The organism is Pseudonocardia sulfidoxydans NBRC 16205 (assembly GCF_007989085.1).
GTDB classification, from domain to species: domain Bacteria; phylum Actinomycetota; class Actinomycetes; order Mycobacteriales; family Pseudonocardiaceae; genus Pseudonocardia; species Pseudonocardia sulfidoxydans.
The window spans coordinates 1-1534 of sequence record NZ_BJVJ01000171.1; the positions used below are offsets into that span (position 1 = coordinate 1).

Below are 1534 nucleotides of genomic sequence, written 5' to 3' on the forward strand. Positions count from 1 at the left end.
TACATCGTCACACCCTGCTCGACCTCGGTGGCAGGGCCCGGCGCCGGCCGGGTCCTGCCACCGGGGCGGGTTGCTCCTTCGAGTCCGGGGAGCTGACCAGAACGGCACCCCAGTGGACAGCCACCAGGCACTGGACGTGGCCCGGACGCGATGGCGCGAAGCCGAGGAGCGTCTCTACCCGACCCTGATCGCCGACCCGGCGGCCGCGACGCGCGCCGTCGACGCGATCCGTCGGGTGCTCGTCGAACTCCGAGGACGCGGCGACGACCTCGCCACCCTCCTGGCGGCCGACGCGGATCCCCGCGGGCTCGCCTCGTCACTCTCGTTGTCCTGCAGCGGGTTCCCGATCGAGCTACTCGTGGGCGTCGCCTGCGGGGCCCGGTTGCGGGAGATCGTCGCCGACCAGGACGACCGCAGGATCGAGCAGCTCCTCGCGAACAGCGCCGCCGCCGGCGCGGCGTGGGTCGTGCTCGACGGTCCGGACGACCCGGACGCACTGACCGAGGGCCGCCACGTGATCGTCCACGTGACGTCGCGGACGGTCCTGACCGCCACGGTCGACCCGTGGACGGACGACCACCCCTACGAGCTGCAGGTCCTCCCGCACGCCGGGGACCCCCTGTCCCGCAGGTTCGGCGACCGCGCCGAATGGCTCGGCGAGTTCCGGCAGTGCCGCCGCGACGTCGAAACCCTGCACGGGACCCCTGCCTCGACGGGCGCGACGCGGACGGGAGCACGGTGACCACCACCGACATCACGACGGGATCGGCCACGCGGCGCACCGGAGCGGCCACCCGGCCGCGTCTGGAGTGCAAGTTGGCCTCCGACGACGCCGACCTCGCCTACCACCACGCCATCCGGTGCTCGGTGTTCGTGCTGGAGCAGCGCGTCTTCGCCCGCTCCGACCACGACATCCGCGACGAGGACGCGTCCACGATGCGCATCCTCGGCTACGTCGACGGCGAGCCGGCGGGCACCGTCCGGCTGTTCCCGATCGACCCGGGCAACCCCGGCGGCGACTGGCAGGGCGACCGGCTGGCGGTGCTGACGCAGTTCCGCAGCACGCTGCTGGGCCTGCCGCTGGTCCGCGCCGCCGTCGCGACCGCGGCCGCGCGTGGCGGCAGCCGGATGATCGCGCACGTGCAGCCGGCCAACCGGACGTTCTTCCGCAGGCTGGGCTGGACCCAGGTCGGCGAGCCGGAGGTCTACCTCGGCCTGCCGCACCTGCTGATGGAGATCGACCTCGTCGCGGCCCGCGCGGTGCGCACCGACTGACGCACCCCGCCACCCGCCGAGTTCGACGTCAGACCGCTCCCGGAACCCGCCGGAGCAGTCTCCTGTCGAACTCGGCGTTTCTCGTGTCCGGGGTCAGGACGTGCGCACGCGGTCGGTGACCAGCCGGCCCGACCGTCCGAACGTCTCCCGCAGCTCCGCCGGCAGCGCCGACGCGATCCGGGCCGTCGCCGCGCGGCGGTCCGCCGGGTTCCCCAGCATCCCGAGGACCAGGTCGGACCTGGTGCGGGCGGCGACCTGC

The 1534-nt window shown here is 73.9% G+C and carries 2 protein-coding genes; both read left to right on the plus strand.

The genetic code is table 11. The features are described 5' to 3' along the window. Window positions 1–136: 136 nt before the first annotated feature. The gene (locus PSU4_RS30840) at window positions 137–742 is read left to right on the plus strand and encodes a hypothetical protein (RefSeq protein ID WP_147116197.1); all 606 of its coding nucleotides are present in this window, start codon (window positions 137–139) and stop codon (window positions 740–742) included. Next, entirely contained in the window at window positions 739–1275 is a 537-nt protein-coding gene (locus PSU4_RS30845) for an MSMEG_0567/Sll0786 family nitrogen starvation N-acetyltransferase (protein WP_246115464.1), read from the plus strand. The genes PSU4_RS30840 and PSU4_RS30845 overlap by 4 nt, the downstream gene beginning before the upstream one ends. Window positions 1276–1534: the final 259 nt, after the last annotated feature.